This window comes from Eubacterium pyruvativorans, from assembly GCF_900102225.1.
Taxonomy (GTDB): domain Bacteria; phylum Bacillota; class Clostridia; order Peptostreptococcales; family Anaerovoracaceae; genus Aminicella; species Aminicella pyruvativorans.
On the sequence record NZ_FNBF01000002.1, the window covers coordinates 144,527 to 162,312 of the forward strand.

Below are 17,786 nucleotides of genomic sequence, written 5' to 3' on the forward strand. Positions count from 1 at the left end.
GTCATGAATCCATGACATTTCTGTTTTAGAATAGAGGGACCGAAAGGGGACGGTTCTGCAATCAGAAGGAGAAAGGAAGGGGTATTTCATGAAACGGGAGAAGGGGATCGGCATGCGTGTTTTGACCATGCTGCTGACGGCGGTGCTGGCCGTCGTCATAGCGCTGGCATCCTGCACCGGGATGAGTCACGGCGCATCCTGCACGGTGAAACAGTGGGGACAGGGGAATCTGAATGATCAGTATCTGAGCCGCTACGACGGCCACCGTTATGATTACTATATCAAGGGCATGCCTTACAATCACTGCACCGGCTATGTGTCCTGGGCGCTCCGGAAGGCATACGGCATTCCGTCATATACTTTCGCTATGAACAAGCCGTACGTCCGGAATATCCGGGACTGGGTCCTGAAGAACCGGAAGACGAAGAATTTCCAGCTGGTGGGAGGCGGCACCGTGAATGTGAAGACCGGGAAAATCCGTCATTCCAAGGGATATGATCCGAAACCCGGCGATATCGTCTTCTTCCACACGAAGCGAAACAGTCTGACACCGGCGACAACGCTGAAGAAAGGCTATGCCGGAATGGGGGGCTACTGGAGCCACGTCGCCATCATCGGCAGCAACGGAACGATGCATCATGACAAGTCGGATCCGGACGGATACTGCTATCGGTACACCCCGGACTCCCTGATCCGGCGGAATGTGAAATTCATCCGCTACAGCGGCTACAGCTATTCCTACCAGGTGTGGCGTCTGGCGCCGTCGGTGGATCCGGCCATGACAGGGGAAGCGCAGGTGGAAGGCACCGAAGGCCGGGAAGCGGCAGCGGATTCGGAGGTTCTGATCCGGGACACGATGCAGATGAATGATCTGACGGTCGGGGCCCGCTACGAACTCACCGGCATTGTCATGGATGCTGCTTCGGGCGAACCGTACCGGGATGCCCAGGGGAATACAGTGACGGTGAAGCATAATTTTACGGCGAAGACCGGGAGTTACCGGATGGAACTGGAATACCCGGTGAATACCGCAGGCATGGAAGATGGTACGAAGCTCTGCCTGTTCTCCGAACTCAGGCTGCGGGGAGAGAAGCGGGTTCTGGCTTCTTCCGGTGGATCGGCTTCCGGGGCGGAGACCATTCTGGTAACAAAATAATCGCTGGAACCGATCGGCCGGCGGGCGCTGCACAGGATGCAGCGCTCTTTTTTTGTCCCTGTCGTTGCTGCAGCAACAGTGAGGGACGGTGCGAGAAGGTATGATGGGATCATCAAGGTTGAGAATACAGAAAAGAGGAATTGTCATGAAGAAACTTGTGAAGAATAACGTGAACTGGGTCGGATATATGGATTGGGAACTAGAACGGTTCCACGGGGATGAATACTCGATTCTGAACGGTTCCAGCCAGAATGCCTATCTGATTCAGGAGGAGAAGACGGTGCTGGTGGATACGGTCTGGACGCCGCACCGGGATGATTTTGTCAATAACCTGAAGGAAGAAATCGATCTGCACGAGATTGACTATATCGTCATGAACCACGGAGAAGCGGATCACTCCGGATCACTTGCGGCACTGCTGAAGGAGATTCCGGGCACCCCGGTTTACTGCACGGCGGCGGCGGTGCAGAGTCTGGAAGGACAGTACGGTAAGCAGGGCTGGAATTTCCACACGGTGAAGACCGGAGACACTCTGGACATCGGGAACGGCAAGCAGCTGATTTTCGTGGAAATGAAGATGCTCCACTGGCCGGATTCCATGGCGACGTACATGACAGGGGACAATATTCTGTTCTCCATGGACGCCTTCGGTCAGCATTTCGCAGTGGAAGAAATGTTCAATGACTGTGCGGATCAGGCCAAACTGTACAAGGAAGCGATGAAATATTTCGCGAATATCCTGAGCCCGTTTGCGCCGCTGGTCACAAAGAAGCTGGAAGAGATCAGCAAGCTGAATCTGCCGATCGACATCATCGCTCCGGCCCACGGTGTGGTGTGGAGAGATCACCCGGAGCAGATTGTGGAGAAGTATGCGGAATGGGCGAATGCATACCAGGAAAATCAGATTACAGTGGCTTATGACACAATGTGGGAGGGCACAGCGAAACTGGCCCATGCGATTGCGGATGAAATCCATGTTCAGAGCCCAGATACCGTGGTGAAGGTGTACAACATCTCCAAGACAGACAAGAACGAACTGATGACCGAAGTCTTCAAGTCCAAGGCGATTGCCGTCGGCTCCCCGACCTGCGTCAACGATGTGCTGACCAGCGTGGCCGGATGGCTCTCCTTCCTGAAGACCCTGAAGTTCCGGGGGAAGAAGGCGGCGGCCTTCGGCTGCTACGGCTGGAGCGGCGAGTCTGTGAAGATTCTGAAGGAGAAACTGGGCGCAGCCGGATTCAAGGTTGTGGACCCGGAGGTGAAATCCTGCTGGAACCCGGACGAGGACGATTTCGCGAAAGTTCCTGCCCTGGTCTCCGCTCTGCTGGAAGAGACAAAATAGAACCGGGATATCCGGCCGCCGCTGTGCGGCCGAAGCCGGCGGAAGGATGGCCGGACCGCTGCGGGGTCCGGCTATAACAGGAGAAAACGGCGGCGGTCTGTCTTCAGAACGCCGTCTGCTTTCATTTTTGTCAGTTCCCGGGCCAGGGCGCTCCGGTTGACCCCCAGGAATTCCGCCAGCGCTGTCTGGGAGAACGGCACCGTCTTCCATCCGTCCGGCCCGGCAGGAAGTGAATAGAGGTAAATCAGAACCTTATCCCGGATCGACTTCTGGGTGTGGATGCGGATTTTCAGGTTCAGGAAGACGTTCTGCAGAGAGAGCCCCCGAACCAGATTAGCGATGATCGTTTTTTTTGACGGAGAATCCCATGCTTCGGTGCGGTAGATGACCGACGGGTCCAGGTAGAGCACAAGGCTGTCCTCCAGCGCGCGGAGCTGAATCGGACTGTATTCGATATTCGCCAGTGCCAGTGACTCCCCGAACAGGGCGCCCTTCTGAAAATAGTTCATATTGATCTGATCGAAGTTTTCGTTCTCAAAGGATCCTTCCAGTGTGCCCTCCAGCACAATGCCGATGTGACGGAACGGATTCCCCAGATTCACCAGCATCTGCCCCTTCCGGAACCGGCGGACAGAGGCCTGGAGAAAATCCAGAAGCTCCGGATAATCTGCGGGATCAATGGTGCCGAAGAGCGGTGTCTTCTGCAGAATCGGGATATAGGTCGGGATGATGGTTTCGTAGTTGGCCATTAGGTGCCTCCTGTCGGTGTGGGTTCAAAGCGGTGGCGTCCGCTGAAGGTGCACGCCGCCGGAATGTCCGGGAAAATAAAATTTAGCCTGGCAAAATGGTGGGAAAATCCACATCCGTTGCTGCAGCAACATCCATATTTTTGCCGGGGATCTACACTACATTATAGAAAATATAGTAAGAATTTCAAACAGGAGGTTTACAATGAAGTACTATGTTGACGATACGTGCATCGGATGCGGCGCTTGTGAAGGGGTCTGCCCGGCAGTGTTCTCCATGGGAGATGACGGAAAGGCCGTTGCCATCGAAGGCGAAGTGCCGGAAGCAGAGCTGAGTGCGGCGGAAGAAGCCATGGACGGCTGCCCGGTTGGTGCGATTCATCAGGGAGAAGAGTAGAAATAAGCTGCAGAGAATTTCCGCAGCCGTAAATCAGCCCGCAGCCCCGAACGATGTCATTTCGTTCGGGGCTGCGGGTTTGTTGGTGAGGGGCGGCCCGCCGTCACTCCGTCTGCCGGTGCTCCTTCCAGGCCTCCCGCAGCAGAGACGGGTCTTTCAGCAGCCTCCGGGCGCCCTCCGCCATTCCTTCGGCGGCGTACAACATGGCCCGGCGGCCGATGGAGGTGCCGGCCTGGGCGGAAGCCGGCCAGCTGTGCAGGGCGGTACCCCGGCAGAAGGCGGCGGCGCTCAGCATGATGGTCGGTACCCGGTGGCTGACTTCGGTGGCGTCAGTGCCGATGGACAGGATGTTCGGTTCGTCCTCCAGAGGAAGCAGGGGGCCGAAGAACAGAGAAGGATCATTCAGATTGTCTCCCCGTTTTTTTGCCCGGCGGAGAAGGACGTTGTCCAGCGAGGCATTTTCTGTGATCTCCCGGGCGAAGCGGATTTCTTCTTCCGTGTAGGAAGGCAGAGCGATCTGCGCCATGGCGTCGTGGAAGACGGTTGAGAGCACGTCGTTTACTTTGAATTCCCGGCAGCTCTTCAGCAGATCGATTTCGACCCGGGTGCCGGTCATCAGCGCCGCGCCCCGGGCGCAGTTGTCCACCCGCTCCGACGCATCGTCCGTGCGGCTTCGGAGGCCGGAACGGATGAAGTATCCCAGTTCCACGAAGTCCGGGACGATGTTGGCGGGTTCGTCCGCATGGACGTAGTTATAGTGGATGCGCACGTCGTTTGCCACATGCTCCCGCAGGTAATTGACCCCCACATCCATCAGTTCCGCTGCGTCCAGAGCGCTCCGGCCGTTCTCGGGACAGACGGCGGCGTGGGCCGCCTTCCCGTAGAAGCGGTAGTGTTTCACATCCTGGGCCAGCCAGTGATCGTAGCTGATCCGGTTTCTGGTGAAGGGGTGCCAGGTGATGGCGGCATCCAGCCGATGGAACAGCCCTTTCTGGTCCATGATGATTTTTCCGGACATGGTTTCTTCAGCCGGGCAGCCGTAGAGGTAAACGGCACCGTCCTCTCCGGTCGCCTCCATATGGGCTTTCAGCGCACAGGCGGCCGCTGTGCAGGCGGTGCCCAGCAGATTATGGCCGCAGCCGTGGCCGCAGGACTGTCCTTCGATGGGCGCCGGCCGGGGAACCGGTTTCTGGGCCATGCCGGACAGTGCGTCGTATTCTGCCAGAAATCCGAGCCCGGGAGAGCCGGTGCCCTGTTTCCAGGATGCGATGAAAGCGGTGGGCATGTCATCGATTTCTTCGATGGTGAAGCCCTGCTCCTGAAGGAATGCCCGGTGCAGGCCGCTGGAATAGAATTCTTCGTCCGGTTCTTCCGGATGGTCGAAAAGCATCATTGCCATATCGTTAATGGACGATGCGCTTTCCCGGAACCACCGTTCCATGGCTTCGTTCAGCCCGTCCAGCACCGGGGCTTCGGCGGTGGTCAGGTCGAAACCGGCCGTTTCTGCGGTTGTTGTGTTCATCAGTATGCCTCCTTGAAGGGTTGGGCGGTCATGGGGGAGAGAAGCTTCGTAGAGAAGCTTCGGCCTTCCGGTTCCCCATGGCCCGCCGCCTGTTTTCATCTATTCGTTGTTTGTCTCATCATACTGGCGGGAGGGCTCCGTGTCAACGGCGGAAGACCTGGGGAATCTCCGGATGCAGCGGCTCCCGCCTTGCATACCGTCAGAAAAATTACTATACTGTTCTTTGTCTGAGTTATATGAATGGAGCAGCGAAGGAGGATTGCGACATGAATGATAAGACTTGCAGAAAGCCGGTGTTCGAAAACGGGATGGCCCAGCCGGTATTCGGTTTCACAGACGGGAAGACCGGTAAGGATTATGACCCGGAAACCTCGGAGATCGTCCGCTACAGCGTTTACGTAGAGACGGACTATGATATGAACGGAGACGGTCAAAGAGATCTGGTGAAAGCTTTTGTCCAGCTGCCCCGGAGCGCAGCGGAGGGCGGATACCGGGCTGCTTCCATCTTCGAAGCCCGTCCGTATTGTGCCGGCGTCAACGCAGACGGTTATGACCATATGAAGGAAGTAGAGAATGACGAGTATCCGCCGTTTGACATGGATTCCCTGAAGAATTCCCCGGCGCCAAGAGTGCCGGAGGGGGAGATGACTGCTCTGGAGTGCGCTGCCAAGGCCGACCCGTCGGAATGGTACTATCCGGACGAGGGAAATGACAACGCCATGTGCTACGAGGTGCTGGACAACTATAATTACTATCTGGTGCGGGGGTTTGCCGTTGTATTCAGTGCAGGATACGGCACCAGAGGCTCCGAGGGAATTGAATATACCGGCTCCGATCTGGAGCGCCATGCGTTCCGCTGCGTAGTGGAATGGCTCCACGGCGACCGGAAAGCGTATACCGGACCGGACGGCCGGATCGAGACGAAAGCGGACTGGTCCAACGGCAATGTGGCCATGACGGGCCGCTCCTATGCGGGCACCATGCCGTTCGCGGTAGCGGTGACCGGGGTGCCGGGACTGAAGACCATCGTTCCGGTGGCAGGCATTGCAGACTGGTACAGTTTCCTCAATCAGCAGGGTGCCCAGCGTTACTGGCCTCAGGAAATGCTCATGAGTTTCCTGGCGTATTTCTGCTCCAGCAAGTATCATGACCCGGAAGCCACCGAGGCGGATCTGAAGCGGATCGCCCATTTCCACCAGCAGTTCAGCATGGATCAGCTTCAGTGCGGTTTCGATTATGATGAGAAATTCTGGGGGGAAGGAAATTATACCCGGAATGCGGATCTGAAATGCAGTGCGCTGATTGTCCACGGTCTGAATGACGAAAATGTATCCACGAAGCAGTTCGAGATGATGTATGACACTTTCGTGCAGGCAGGACAGACTGTGAAACTGCTTCTGCATCAGGGCCCGCACATGACCCCGACGAATCCGCAGAAGAACCAGGGATTCCTGATTGACGGCATGCTCTACGATGATATCCTGAACCGTTGGTTCTCCCATTATCTGTACGATGTGGAAAACGATGCGGAGGAGATGCCGAATGTGCTGGTGCAGAGCAATGTGGATCAGCAGGTCTGGGAGAAGGCGGATTCCTGGCATACGGAACACAGCGTGATGCTGGAAAGCCGGGAGGAAGGCAGCACCGTTCTGGGAACGGACTGGGCGGATGCCGGCATTGACGCCGGAAATTTCGACCGGCAGATGAGCACGAAATCTTCTTCCATGAACCAGCGTTATCTGACGGAAACGCTGACGGAGGATCTGACGATTCAGGGATCCGTCCGGGTGGATTTCACAGCGGCGCTGGAATCCGGTGATGCGCCGGATTTCGGCGGCAGCAATGTCAACGGTGCGGATAAGCTCAGCGCTTTGCTGGGCACCGCCTCCGGTCGCATGGACGATGTGAAGACCACGGTGCTTCTGGTGGACCTGGCAGAGCAGGCGTTCGACAGTTTCCAGACTGTGGACGACGCCCGCAACGTGGTAAATACGGAAGTTGTCCGGGAGGGTGGCATTCCGAACGGCGGCGGCCTTCCGGCCTTCGACGAGATCGCTTTCGAACCGGTTCATGAAACGTACAAGGTGATTACCCGGGCGTACCTGGATCTCTGCAATCCGGCTTCCGGCTATGCCCCGGAAACAGCGGCGGAGTGGATTTCGTTGACAAAGGGCGAAGCACATGACTATCACGTATATTTGAACACGCAGCGTTACACAGTGAAGGCCGGCCATCGGCTGGCGGTGGTCATCGGCACAGAGGACCCGGTAAACTGTCTGCTGCACAAGAACTATGAGATCTGCATTCAGGACGAAAGTGTCCGGGCCGAGCTTCCGGTGACGGCGGCTGTGACGGGTACGATGGATCTGAAGAAGTAGAGAAAGGACGAACAGGAATGAAGGAAATCAGAGAAGGCGAGAAACAGCTGGTGCGGGAGAAAATCATTATCCGGACCGGTATCATCGGCATTCTGGCCAACGTCGTTCTGGCGGCGTTCAAGGCAGTGATCGGGGGAATTACCGGTTCGGTGGCCATCACCATGGATGCGGTAAACAATCTGTCTGATGCGGGATCTTCTCTGATTACCATCGTCGGCACGAAGCTGGCAGGGAAACCGGCGGACCGCAAGCATCCTTTCGGGTACGGCAGGATCGAGTACCTGTCTGCCATGCTGATCAGCGTCATCGTTCTGTATGCCGGAATGAAATCCCTGGAGGAGTCTGTCAAGAAAATCCTGCATCCTTCTGCCCCGGATTATACGGTGATTTCCCTGATCATCGTGGGAGCCGCAGTCATTGTGAAGATTATTCTGGGCCGTTACGTGAAAAGTGTGGGGGGCCGGGTCAATTCCGCTTCCCTGGTGAATTCCGGACAGGATGCCACCCTGGATGCCGTGATTTCCGCCTCCACTCTGGCGGCGGCCGGGATCTATCTCTGCAGCGGGTTCTCCCTGGAAGCCTGGCTGGCGGCAGTGATTTCCGTGGTGATCATCAAGTCCGGTATCGATATGCTCCGGGAAACACTGTCGGAAATTCTGGGTCAGAGAGTGGACCGGGATACGGCGAACCGGATCAAGGCGGTGGTCACCAGCTTCCCGGATGTTTACGGAGCGTACGACCTGGTGCTGCATAACTACGGACCGGACCGGTTCACCGGATCGGTGCACATTGAAGTGTCAGATTCCATGGATGCGGATGCGCTGGACCAGCTGATCCGGGATGTGTCTGCGAAGGTCTATCAGGAGACCGGAACCATTCTCACCGGCGTGGGGATCTACTCCATGAATACCAGAAATCCGGAAATTATCGCCATCCGGAAGGATGTGACGGATCTGGTGCTGTCCCATGACGGGATCATGCAGATGCACGGTTTCTATCTGGACCGGGAGGCGATGACCATGCGCTTCGATCTGGTGGTCAGTTTCGAAGTGGAGGATCGCCCGGCGCTGTTCCGCAAGGTGTTGGAGGAAGTTCGGAACCATTACCCGGATTATGATGTGAACGGGAATATGGACACCGATTTCAGTGAATCATAAGAAAACTTAAGGAAATTGCCGGTTTTCTTAAGAAATCAGTTGAAAAGTTAAGCGTTTTGCCGTAACATTGACCTTGGGGGAGGAAGAAAGGCGAAACGTTTATGAAGATTAAGAATACAGAATATTTGAATAGAACGAACGGGATGCACCGTGGATTTTTGACCAGAGCCGTGGTTATGGCGCTGGTTCTTTTCATGACGGCGGGGCTGGCGTGGAGCACGCTGGATGAATCGGTATTTGCCGATGAGTCAGAAAATGCAGCGGCGAAGACCTCCTCGGTGGAGAAACAGCTGCTGCAGAAGAAGATCCATTATCGTACGGTTCGGGTCCGGTCATCGAAGTACCGGAAGACCACCCGCAGGGTGAAGGCGGGAAGAGAGGGAATCCGTACCCTGGTTTATCATGTGACCCGGGTGGACGGAGAACCGATTTCGAGGAAGCTGGTTGCTTCCCGGGTGAGCCGGAAGGCAGTGGACCGGAAGATTATCTATGGAACCGGCACATTCAATGCGCCGAAGCGCAGCCGGCTGTCCGGCACCAGCGGCGGTGACGTGGCGGAATTCGCACTGCGGTTCGTGGGAAATCCGTATCGCTACGGCGGATCCAGTCTCACCCGTGGAGCGGACTGCTCCGGTTTCGTCATGGCGGTGTACAGCCGGTTCGGTGTCCGGATGGGCCACAGCGCCTCCACCCAGCGGGCCTACGGGGTTCCGGTTTCTCTGAAGAATGCGAAGGCGGGGGACATTATCTGTTTCCCGGGCCATGTGGGCATCTACCTCGGCAACCGGAAGATCGTTCATGCCATGGACCCTGCCCACGGGATTACTATCAGCAGGCTGGGATATAACGGAAAGCCGATTCTGACGATTCGGCGGATTTTCAAATAATCGGGGTGACCGGATCATGAAGGATAACTGTCAGCATTTCCGGTTTTTTACAAACCGGGAATGCGAATATTTTCCCTGCCACAGGGGAGTGGATCCCGACGGATTCAACTGTCTGTTCTGCTACTGTCCGCTGTACACGCTGGGAAGCCGGTGCGGCGGGAACTTCCGCTGGACAGAGAAGGGCGTGAAGGACTGTAAGGAATGCACCTTCCCCCACCATCCGGAGAATTACCGCAGGATTACGGAACGCTTCCGGGAGATTTCGGCGCTGGCGGAAGGAAATCGGTAGATATATTTCGCACAATGTACTTGACCGGCTTGAAATATTGTGTTAAATTTGATTTAACACAATAGATAAGAAACCGGACAGGCTGTCTGCCCGGAAAGGAAAAACAGTCCCCCGGGTTAGCGGGGAAGGAGGTCAATATGAGCGGATTCTATGATTTCAAGGTCAGAAATATGGAAGGACAGGAAGTGTCCATGGAGACATTCCGGGGAAAGGTGGTTCTGGTTGTGAACACGGCTACAGGCTGCGGTTTCACGCCGCAGTACGAACAGCTGGAAGAGATGTACCGGAAGTACCATGACCGGGGACTGGAGGTCCTGGACATCCCGTGCAACCAGTTTGCCGGCCAGACGCCGGGCACCGACGAGGAGATTCATGAGTTCTGCACGCTGCACTACAACACGGAGTTCCCGCAGATGACCAAGTCCGATGTAAATGGAGAGAACGAGCTGCCGCTGTACACCTGGCTGAAGCAGCAGAAGGGTTTCGAAGGATTCGGCAAGGGTCCGAAGGCACTGGCCATGTCGGCGCTGCTGAAGAAGATCGACAAGGATTACAAGAACAATCCGGACATCAAGTGGAACTTCACGAAGTTCGTCGTTGACCGGGAAGGAAATGTGGTGGACCGCTTCGAGCCGACCCGGGATATGGGAGAACTGGACAAGCTGGTGGATTCCCTGCTGTAACCGCAGATCCGCCGGCCGGACCGGGAAGTGAATTGGACGAATAATATTTTGCGAGGTGAACTGTATTGAAAGAACCGGATGAAAAATACGACTGCCTGAAACTGGGACGGCAGCTCTGTTTCCCTTTGTATGCTGCCTCCCGGCAGATTACGCGGCAGTACACGCCTTTTCTGTCGGAACTGGGCATCACCTATACCCAGTATATTGCGCTGATGGTGCTGTGGGAGAAACGGCCGGTGACGGTGAAGGAACTGGGGGATGCGCTCCGCCTGGACACCGGCACGATGACGCCGCTTCTGAAGAAGATGGAGAAGGAAGGCCTGATCACCCGCACCCGCAGCGAAAGAGACAACCGGGTAGTGGAGATCGATCTCACGGACCGGGGATGGGCGCTGCGGGAGAAGGCGGTGGAAGTGCCGGAGAAGATGATTCGCTGCGGCAGTTCCCTGACGCAGGAAGAAGCCGCAGAACTTTTCCGGCTGCTCTATAAGCTGATGGACGGAAAGAAAGAAACAGTAGAATAGCGAACGAAAAACCGGCGGGGCTGGTCTCCGGCCGGTTTTTTCGGTATCAGGAGGAATTTGGCAAAAACGTTGGAGTTTCAACCTCTGCGGGGAATTGACAAGCGCGCTGATTTTCTGAAAACTGTTTCAAAAAACAAGAATTAAGCATATATTGAATGAATGGAAACAAGTGTAAGTTATACTTAAAGTTGGGTTTAAAGTTTCTTGTTTGACTTTTAACAATCCGCAACATATTATGTAGGCGAAGTAAAGAGAGAGCCGAGAGACATGGTAATTGCTCCCGGTAAAAAACATGATTCCAAGGGAGGAAATGACATGAATACGATGAAGAAGAGTGGACTGATGATGGTACTTTGCCTGGTTGTAGGACTGCTGGCTATGCCGCTGGCGCAGGTTTCCTACATCGGCGCACTGATTGTCATGCTGATCGGCTGCGCTGGTTTCAGCGCCTCTGTCAACGCTATGGCGCACACTGCAGAAGCGAATGCGGTTGCAGAGAAGAAGAGCAGCACGAAGATGGCTGCATAAGTCTGTTGACAGACCACAGAAGATAATGGATTCTGATCCCGGGGTGGAGGCCCCGGGTTTTCTTTTTTTGCCGGCAGGATGCCGCAGTGCGGCACGCCGGAGCACACACGGGTATTTTTTGTCTGTCCTCCCTTCCCGGTAGTGTGGTAGAATGTTCGGAGATGAATAGAAAAGAGGTACGATTATGGGAAAATATTTCGGCACAGATGGTTTTCGGGGAGAAGCGAATATCAGTCTGACTTCAGACCATGCATATAAGGTAGGACGTTTTCTGGGATGGTACTACGGAGAACTGCGCCGCAGGAACGGGGGCGCCCGCACCGGCGGCGATTTCGAAGTGAGCTGGCGGGGGGCAGACGAGAATAAGCCCCGGATTGTCATCGGGAAGGACACCCGGCGCTCCAGCTACATGTTTGAATATGCCCTGATTGCGGGAATGGTCGCTTCCGGGGCGGATGCCTATACTATGCACGTCACCACAACACCGTCCGTGGCCTACATCACCAGAACCGATGATTTCGACTGCGGTGTCATGATCACCGCCAGCCACAATCCGTTCTACGACAACGGCATCAAGGTTCTGAACGGCGATGGAGGGAAGATGGATGAGGCCACCATCGGCCTGATCGAAGATTACATCGACGGCCATCTGGAGGTGTTCGGACAGAAGTACGATGAACTGCCTTTCGCCAGGAAGGATCAGATCGGCCGGGCTGTGGACTACATGGCGGGCCGGAACCGTTATATCGGCTATCTGATTTCCCTGGGCGTGTACAGTTTCCGGGGGATGAAGGTGGGTCTGGACTGTGCCAACGGCTCCTCCTGGAGCGTGGCCCCGGCAGTCTTCGAGGCGCTGGGCGCCAAGGTTTATGCCATCAATACGGAGCCGAACGGCACGAATATCAACCGGAATGCCGGATCCACCCATATTCAGGGACTGCAGAAATTCGTGGTGGACAACAAGCTGGATGTGGGCTTCGCCTATGACGGCGACGCCGACCGCTGCCTGGCGGTGGATGAGAAGGGAAATGTTGTGGACGGCGACGGAATTCTGTATATCTACGGCCGCTACATGAAGGAACGGGGGAAACTGGTTTCCAACACCGTGGTCACCACGGTCATGTCCAACTTCGGACTCTACAAGGCCTTCGATGAGATCGGCATTGGTTATGCGAAGACCAGCGTGGGGGACAAGTACGTTCACGAATATATGGTGAAACACGGCTGCCGCATCGGCGGGGAGCAGTCCGGCCATATCATTTTCATGAAGTACGCCACCACCGGCGACGGCATCCTGACCAGTCTGAAACTGATGCAGGTCATGATGGACCGGAAGAAACCGCTGAGCGAGCTGGCGGCGCCGCTGACGATTTACCCGCAGACCCTGATCAATGTCCGGGTGAAGGACAAGGATGAGGCCCAGTCCGATCCGGAAGTGCAGGCGAAGATCGGGGAGATCGAAGCCCGTCTGGAGGCGTCCGACTCGGGCCGGGTTCTGGTCAGGGAGTCCGGCACGGAACCGGTCATCCGGGTCATGGTGGAGGCCGAGACGGAAGAGGAAGCCCGTACCTCTGCAGAGAATATTGCGGGGCTCATTCGCAGAAAGTTCGGCGTAGAGGAATAGAATGGAAGAAGAATACATGGGGCAGGCGGTCGGAAGACAGCCTGCTTTTTTTTGATGGACGGCGGGGCGGGGTACGCTCCCCGGAGAACAGGAGGAAATCGGGATGGGTATTCAGAAAATCTGGTCCGTCTACTTCAGCTGTACGGACACCACGAAACGGATGACATCATTTCTGGCCGACCGCATGGGGGAGGCACTGGGCATAAGCCGCCGGGAAACGCTGGATTTCACGGCGCCGGCTGCCCGGCGGGAGGGCGGATATGAATTCGGCCCGGAAGATCTGGTGGTTTTCGGCATGCCGGTGTACGCCGGCCGTCTGCCGAACCTGATCATGCCCTATGTGCGGGACGGGTTCCGGGGGAACGCTGCGCCGGCGGTTCCTGTTGTGATGTACGGGAACCGGAATTATGACGACGCTCTGATAGAGCTCCGGAATCTGCTGACGGAGAACCGGTTCCGCCCCTTCGCCGCCGCTGCTTTTCCGGCAGAGCATTCCTTTTCCCGGATTCTGGGGGCCGGTCGGCCGGACGGGGATGACTTTCGGACCGCCGGCCGGTTTGCGGAGCAGGCCGCAGAGAAACTGGCCGCCCGGGAGGACGATCCATCCTTCGCGCCGGTTCCGGTGGCCGGCTGCTGGCCCCTTCGTCCCTATTTCACCCCCCGGGACCGGGAGGGAAAACCGATTCGCTTCCTGCCGGCGAAGCCGGAGACGAAAGACACCTGCACCCGCTGCGGGATCTGTGTCTCCGCCTGTCCGCTGGGATCTATTGACCCGGCAGATCCGGCCCGCATCATCGGGAAGTGCATGAAGTGCTGCGCCTGTGTGAAGAAATGTCCGGAGGAGGCGAAATACTTCGCCGATCCGGGATTCCTGTATCACAAGGAGGAGCTGGAAGCGATGTATGCCGGAATCCGGCGGGAACCGGAAACGTTCCTGTAACCGGCTACATCCGGCGGGCCGCCGCCTGGGCGTGGGCGGCGAGGCCTTCCCCTTCCGCCATCCGCTTCACCAGCGGGGCGATCGCCCGGGAGGCGTTCTTTGTCATATGCTGGTGGGTGCAGACCTTCAGGAATGTGCCCACCCACACGCCGCCGGTGTACCGGGCCGCCCGCACCGTCGGCAGGGTGTGATTGGTGCCGCTGGCGTAGTCACCGAAAACTTCCGCCGTGTTGCCTCCCAGGAAGAGGGAGCCGTAGTTGACCAGGGAGTCGAGGATGCGTCCTGCCCCTGCGGCGTTGATTTCCAGGTGCTCCGGGGCGATTTCGTTGGCGATCTCCGCCGCCTCGTCCAGTGATTCCACCAGTGCCACCTCACCGTAAGTGTCCCAGGACTGACGGGCCACTTCTCCGGTAGGAAGGGTCTTCAGCTCCGCCTCCACTGCATCCATGACGGCGAGGGCGAAACTTCTTTCTGTGGAGAGAAGGATGGCCTTGGCGTTGGGATCGTGTTCGGCCTGGGCCAAAAGGTCGGCGGCCACGGTGGTCGGGTCTGCCTGACTGTCGGCGATGCACAGGACCTCGCTGGGACCGGCCACAAAATCAATGCCCACCTGACCGTAGCACTGGCGTTTCGCCTCCGCCACATACTGGTTCCCCGGCCCCACGATCAGATCCACCGGCCGGATAGACTCTGTGCCGTAGGAAAAGGCGGCAATGGCCTGAACTCCTCCCACGGCATAGATCTCGTGGGCTCCGGCGATGTCCATGGCCACCAGCGTCTTGTAGTGGATGCAGCCTGTCTCCCGGTCGATGGGGGAGGCGGCGCAGATCCGCTTCACCCCCGCAACCTGCGCCGGTGTGATCAGCATCAGTGCCGAAGAGTACAGCGGGTGTCTCCCTCCCGGAACATAGCAGAGACAGCTCTGCACCGGGATCACCCGGTCACTGAGGAAAATGCCCGGCTGCGGGCTGAAATCCTTTACTTCGGTCAGGGAACCCCGCTGGGCCTCGGCGAAGGCCCGGATGTTTGCCTTCGCATCCTTCAGATCCTGAATCTCCTGCGCGGTCATCATCTCGTATGCCCGGTCGATTTCCTCCCGGCTGACCCGGAAGGATGCCCGCTGGAATCCGTCGAATTTCTCGCTGTATTCCCGCAGTGCGGCATCTCCCTCCTCCGTGATCCGGTCGATGATTTCCGACACTGTATTCCGCAGCGCCCGGTTGTCTTCCGCCGTGCGTTTCTGGGCTTTCTTCAGTATTTCCATGGTAAACTCCTTCTGTATTATATGAACTGCGGGGGTGCCCCGCGGCTTTCTGTCATTGACGTACCACTACATTATAGCGGCGGGCGGAGCGGATTACCAGTGGAACAGAAGGGACAAAGATGGATTTTTTGTGGCGTTCGTTGAAATCGGAGGGGTGGAATTGTGAAAAAGACAAAAATAAAGGTGGATTTCCGATCCGGGATGTGTTAAATTGGTATTGTTAAACGAAAGGAATGAGAGTTTTCATGATGAACAGAAGCTTTGCAGCAGCTGAATACTATTATTACTACTTTTTCTCGGACAACAGAAGAAGGTAGTTAGGCTGCAATGATTCATCGAAATGAGACGTTTATAAGTTACGGAACAGGGACTTCGCAGCGGGGCTGCGGAGTTTTTTTCATAATCAGACGGAACCTCCGCAGGAGCGGCGGAGCCAGTGAAGGAGCCGGAAAAGGGAGCCGGAGCAGGAGGTAAGACATGATCACAGTACTGAAGAGCGGGACCACGGTAGAACAGCGGGACAATCTGATCGAATGGTTTGAAGACCAGGGACTGAAGGTGCACGTCTCCGTGGGAGATACCTACACGATCCTGGGGCTGGTGGGGGATACCAGTCACATTGATGTGGATATGGTGAACATGCTGGATATCGTGGACAGCGTGAAGCGAGTGTCCGAACCGTTCAAGAAGGCGAACCGCAAGTTCCACCCGGAAGACACGGTCATCGATGTGAACGGGGTGAAGATCGGCGGCGGTCACTTCGTCACCATTGCGGGGCCGTGTTCGGTGGAGAATGAAGAGCAGATCGTGGAAGTGGCGAAGCGGGTGAAAGCCGCCGGAGCGGACATGCTCCGGGGCGGTGCCTTCAAGCCCCGCACCTCGCCGTACGCTTTCCAGGGCCTGAAGGCGGAGGGCATCGAATTGCTGCTGGAAGCGAAAAAGGTCACCGGTCTTCCGATCGTCACCGAGATCATGAATGAGGCGTACCTGGATCTCTATGAGGATGTGGATGTGATCCAGGTGGGCGCCCGGAATATGCAGAATTTCGATCTGCTGAAGGCGCTGGGAGAGATCGACAAGCCGATTTTGCTGAAGAGGGGCCTGGCCAACACACTGGAAGAACTTCTGATGAGCGCGGAATACATTATGGCCGGGGGGAACGAGAAGGTCATTCTCTGTGAGAGGGGAATCCGCACCTTCGAGCCGGCGACCCGCAACACCTATGATCTGTCGGCGGTTCCGGCTCTCCATGAAATGACCCACCTGCCGGTGATCGGCGATCCGAGCCATGCCACCGGAAAACGGAATTTCGTGAAGCCCATGGCCCTGGCCACAGCGGCAGCCGGGGCGGACGGCGTCATGATTGAAGTTCATAATGATCCGTCCAGGGCGCTCAGCGACGGGGCCCAGTCCCTCACACCGGATCAGTTCGATGATGTGATGAAGAGCCTCCGTGCGGTGAGAAGCACGGTGTTCGGCGGGGAGGTGCAGGCATGATTGTCGGTGTAGTCGGACTGGGAATTATCGGCGGCTCCTGCGCCCGGGCATTCAAGAAGGCCGGGGCTACGGTGTACGCCAGCGAGATCAATCATGTGGTCAGGGATTTTGTGAAACTGCAGGGCGCTGTGGATGAAGACCTGACAGATGAGAACATCGGGGACTGCGACTGCATTTTCGTGGTCATTCCGCCGAAGGCCGCTGCAGCATGGCTGGAGGAGAATATGCCGAAGATGAACCGGAAGACTCTGGTCATGGATTTCTGCGGTGTGAAACGGCCGGTCTGCGAGGTGGGGTTTCGCATGGCGGAGGAAACCGGTGTCACCTATGTGGGCGGTCACCCTATGGCGGGCCGCCAGGGCTGGGGCTTCAAACAGAGCAGCGCCGAGATGTTCCAGCACAGTATGTTCGTCATCGTGCCCCAGGACCCTAACGACATCCGGCTCCTGATGAGGGTGGAGACGGTGCTCCGGAAGATCGGCGTTACAGGCTTTCAGGTCATGACACCGGAGGAGCATGACGAGGTCATCGCCTACACATCCCAGCTGTCCCATGTGGTCTCCAGTTCTTTCATCAAGATGGCGGACCCGGACAGTAAGGAAGGCGCCATTTCTGGCGGCAGCTTCCGGGACCTGACCCGGACGGCGTATCTGGATGACAAGATCTGGTCGGAGCTGTTTCTGGAAAACCGGGATAACCTGATGCAGAAACTGGATACCCTGATCGGGGAACTGGAGAAATACCGGGACGCTCTGGAACGGTCCGACCGGGACCGGCTGCGGGAGCTGCTCTCGGAAGGAAGAGAAGCGAAAGTAGAGGCGGAGGAGCAGATCCGCCGGACACGGGGGTAAT

General features: G+C 56.9%; 17 protein-coding genes. 14 read left to right on the forward strand and 3 right to left on the reverse strand.

The window, feature by feature from the left end; all coding sequences use genetic code 11:
* The first annotated feature begins 88 nt into the window (after positions 1–88).
* Together BLQ24_RS01520 and BLQ24_RS01525 are read left to right on the forward strand one after the other, a co-directional pair.
* Entirely contained in the window at positions 89–1,156 is a 1,068-nt protein-coding gene (locus tag BLQ24_RS01520; RefSeq protein WP_090161945.1) for a VaFE repeat-containing surface-anchored protein, read from the forward strand.
* A 145-nt stretch (positions 1,157–1,301) separates the two neighbouring features.
* Entirely contained in the window at positions 1,302–2,498 is a 1,197-nt protein-coding gene (locus BLQ24_RS01525) for an oxygen-binding di-iron domain-containing protein (RefSeq protein ID WP_090161947.1), read from the forward strand.
* 71 nt (positions 2,499–2,569) lie between these two features.
* On the opposite strand, the gene BLQ24_RS01530 is transcribed toward BLQ24_RS01525, so the two are convergent.
* Positions 2,570–3,247 (reverse strand): Crp/Fnr family transcriptional regulator, encoded by a 678-nt coding sequence (locus tag BLQ24_RS01530; RefSeq protein ID WP_090161949.1) that lies wholly within the window; start codon positions 3,245–3,247, stop codon positions 2,570–2,572.
* A 202-nt stretch (positions 3,248–3,449) separates the two neighbouring features.
* Between BLQ24_RS01530 and BLQ24_RS01535 the strand changes: the two genes are divergently transcribed.
* Positions 3,450–3,641, forward strand: coding sequence for a ferredoxin (locus BLQ24_RS01535; protein ID WP_090161951.1), 192 nt, complete (start codon positions 3,450–3,452; stop codon positions 3,639–3,641).
* A gap of 103 nt (positions 3,642–3,744) precedes the next feature.
* Here BLQ24_RS01535 and BLQ24_RS01540 read toward each other — a convergent pair whose 3' ends face one another.
* On the reverse strand, positions 3,745–5,163 hold the full coding sequence (locus BLQ24_RS01540) for an amidohydrolase (protein ID WP_242869547.1): 1,419 nt from the start codon (positions 5,161–5,163) through the stop codon (positions 3,745–3,747).
* Positions 5,164–5,429: 266 nt separating this feature from the next.
* On the opposite strand from BLQ24_RS01540, the gene BLQ24_RS01545 reads away from it, so the two are divergent.
* From BLQ24_RS01545 to BLQ24_RS01585, 9 genes are all read left to right on the forward strand, one after another.
* Positions 5,430–7,541 carry a CocE/NonD family hydrolase gene (locus BLQ24_RS01545; RefSeq protein ID WP_090161955.1) on the forward strand — a complete coding sequence of 704 codons (2,112 nt, stop codon included), beginning with the start codon at positions 5,430–5,432 and terminating at the stop codon, positions 7,539–7,541.
* Positions 7,542–7,558: 17 nt separating this feature from the next.
* Positions 7,559–8,698: a cation diffusion facilitator family transporter gene (locus BLQ24_RS01550; protein WP_090161956.1), complete on the forward strand. Its 1,140-nt coding sequence runs from the start codon at positions 7,559–7,561 to the stop codon at positions 8,696–8,698.
* 101 nt (positions 8,699–8,799) lie between these two features.
* Positions 8,800–9,585: a C40 family peptidase gene (locus BLQ24_RS01555; RefSeq protein ID WP_090161957.1), complete on the forward strand. Its 786-nt coding sequence runs from the start codon at positions 8,800–8,802 to the stop codon at positions 9,583–9,585.
* Positions 9,586–9,601: 16 nt separating this feature from the next.
* A complete protein-coding gene (locus tag BLQ24_RS01560) occupies positions 9,602–9,874 on the forward strand; it encodes a cysteine-rich small domain-containing protein (protein WP_090161959.1) in 273 nt (90 codons plus the stop codon).
* A gap of 137 nt (positions 9,875–10,011) precedes the next feature.
* Complete coding sequence (locus tag BLQ24_RS01565; RefSeq protein WP_090161961.1) at positions 10,012–10,557, forward strand: glutathione peroxidase; 546 nt, start codon at positions 10,012–10,014, stop codon at positions 10,555–10,557.
* A 65-nt stretch (positions 10,558–10,622) separates the two neighbouring features.
* Positions 10,623–11,081: a MarR family winged helix-turn-helix transcriptional regulator gene (locus BLQ24_RS01570; protein ID WP_090161963.1), complete on the forward strand. Its 459-nt coding sequence runs from the start codon at positions 10,623–10,625 to the stop codon at positions 11,079–11,081.
* 315 nt (positions 11,082–11,396) lie between these two features.
* Positions 11,397–11,609, forward strand: a complete 213-nt coding sequence (locus BLQ24_RS01575; protein WP_090161965.1) for a hypothetical protein — start codon at positions 11,397–11,399, stop codon at positions 11,607–11,609.
* 184 nt (positions 11,610–11,793) lie between these two features.
* Complete coding sequence (glmM, locus tag BLQ24_RS01580; RefSeq protein ID WP_090161967.1) at positions 11,794–13,233, forward strand: phosphoglucosamine mutase; 1,440 nt, start codon at positions 11,794–11,796, stop codon at positions 13,231–13,233.
* Between the two features lie 103 nt (positions 13,234–13,336).
* Positions 13,337–14,173 (forward strand): 4Fe-4S binding protein, encoded by an 837-nt coding sequence (locus tag BLQ24_RS01585; protein WP_090161969.1) that lies wholly within the window; start codon positions 13,337–13,339, stop codon positions 14,171–14,173.
* A gap of 4 nt (positions 14,174–14,177) precedes the next feature.
* Here the strand turns inward: BLQ24_RS01585 and hisD are convergent, their stop codons facing one another.
* Positions 14,178–15,437, reverse strand: coding sequence for a histidinol dehydrogenase (gene hisD, locus BLQ24_RS01590; protein WP_090161971.1), 1,260 nt, complete (start codon positions 15,435–15,437; stop codon positions 14,178–14,180).
* A 477-nt stretch (positions 15,438–15,914) separates the two neighbouring features.
* On the opposite strand from hisD, the gene aroF reads away from it, so the two are divergent.
* Positions 15,915–16,934: a 3-deoxy-7-phosphoheptulonate synthase gene (aroF, locus tag BLQ24_RS01595; RefSeq protein WP_090161974.1), complete on the forward strand. Its 1,020-nt coding sequence runs from the start codon at positions 15,915–15,917 to the stop codon at positions 16,932–16,934.
* On the forward strand, positions 16,931–17,785 hold the full coding sequence (locus tag BLQ24_RS01600) for a prephenate dehydrogenase (protein ID WP_090161976.1): 855 nt from the start codon (positions 16,931–16,933) through the stop codon (positions 17,783–17,785). Before aroF ends, BLQ24_RS01600 begins: the two co-directional genes overlap by 4 nt.
* Position 17,786: the final 1 nt, after the last annotated feature.

Bases quoted from the DNA above. Each gene is read 5' to 3' on its own strand.
- BLQ24_RS01560 (WP_090161959.1), top strand. From the start codon at position 9,602: ATGAAGGATAACTGTCAGCATTTCCGGTTTTTTACAAACCGGGAATGC.
- hisD (WP_090161971.1), bottom strand. From the start codon at position 15,437: ATGGAAATACTGAAGAAAGCCCAGAAACGCACGGCGGAAGACAACCGG.
- BLQ24_RS01530 (WP_090161949.1), bottom strand. From the start codon at position 3,247: ATGGCCAACTACGAAACCATCATCCCGACCTATATCCCGATTCTGCAG.
- BLQ24_RS01565 (WP_090161961.1), top strand. From the start codon at position 10,012: ATGAGCGGATTCTATGATTTCAAGGTCAGAAATATGGAAGGACAGGAA.
- BLQ24_RS01525 (WP_090161947.1), top strand. From the start codon at position 1,302: ATGAAGAAACTTGTGAAGAATAACGTGAACTGGGTCGGATATATGGAT.
- BLQ24_RS01545 (WP_090161955.1), top strand. From the start codon at position 5,430: ATGAATGATAAGACTTGCAGAAAGCCGGTGTTCGAAAACGGGATGGCC.
- BLQ24_RS01535 (WP_090161951.1), top strand. From the start codon at position 3,450: ATGAAGTACTATGTTGACGATACGTGCATCGGATGCGGCGCTTGTGAA.
- BLQ24_RS01520 (WP_090161945.1), top strand. From the start codon at position 89: ATGAAACGGGAGAAGGGGATCGGCATGCGTGTTTTGACCATGCTGCTG.
- BLQ24_RS01555 (WP_090161957.1), top strand. From the start codon at position 8,800: ATGAAGATTAAGAATACAGAATATTTGAATAGAACGAACGGGATGCAC.
- BLQ24_RS01550 (WP_090161956.1), top strand. From the start codon at position 7,559: ATGAAGGAAATCAGAGAAGGCGAGAAACAGCTGGTGCGGGAGAAAATC.
- glmM (WP_090161967.1), top strand. From the start codon at position 11,794: ATGGGAAAATATTTCGGCACAGATGGTTTTCGGGGAGAAGCGAATATC.
- aroF (WP_090161974.1), top strand. From the start codon at position 15,915: ATGATCACAGTACTGAAGAGCGGGACCACGGTAGAACAGCGGGACAAT.
- BLQ24_RS01585 (WP_090161969.1), top strand. From the start codon at position 13,337: ATGGGTATTCAGAAAATCTGGTCCGTCTACTTCAGCTGTACGGACACC.
- BLQ24_RS01600 (WP_090161976.1), top strand. From the start codon at position 16,931: ATGATTGTCGGTGTAGTCGGACTGGGAATTATCGGCGGCTCCTGCGCC.
- BLQ24_RS01540 (WP_242869547.1), bottom strand. From the start codon at position 5,163: ATGAACACAACAACCGCAGAAACGGCCGGTTTCGACCTGACCACCGCC.
- BLQ24_RS01575 (WP_090161965.1), top strand. From the start codon at position 11,397: ATGAATACGATGAAGAAGAGTGGACTGATGATGGTACTTTGCCTGGTT.